At 65.0% G+C, this 451-nt stretch carries 1 protein-coding gene; it reads right to left on the bottom strand.

Annotated elements, in window-relative coordinates; all coding sequences use genetic code 11:
* Nucleotides 1-451, bottom strand: a 451-nt coding sequence (locus HUW62_RS47775; protein ID WP_217912008.1) for a hypothetical protein, incomplete at both ends; no start/stop codon positions are given.

The following is a 451-nucleotide window of genomic DNA, read 5'->3' as shown; positions in this document are numbered from 1 at the left end:
CATCCAGAAGGTGCGGGCGAAGATGTCCAGGTAGATGGCCTGGTCCGGGGTGGCGCGCGCCACTTCGCCGAGATCGTCGATCCGGTGGTCGAGGGCCGCGAGTAGGTAATAGGGCGTATAGCTGCTGGCGTTGCGGCGGATCACCTGCCAGTAGGCGGGGTCGCCCCAGCGCTCGTCGAGCTGCTCCATGGCGTCCTTGTAGGAAGCGGGTTCCTCCTTGAACGGCAGCTTGCGCGCGGTCTTCGCCATCAGGCTGCGATAACCGGCCAGTTCCATGTTCAGGCGCTTGGAGAGATCGCCGATGGTCTGGTTGCGACGAGCCTCGGCGAGATCCTGGCTGAGCGCCTTGTAGACGGCGTCGGCCGGCAGCGACTTGCCGTCCCAGGCGGAGATGGCTTCTACCGTCAGCGGCAACGAGCGAACCACTTCCGGGTTGGACACGCTCTTGTAG

It is taken from the genome of Myxococcus sp. AM011 (assembly GCF_013372595.1).
Taxonomy (GTDB): domain Bacteria; phylum Myxococcota; class Myxococcia; order Myxococcales; family Myxococcaceae; genus Myxococcus; species Myxococcus eversor.
Note: the sequence above shows the minus strand (reverse complement) of the source record. Positions and strands in the feature narration are given on the sequence as shown.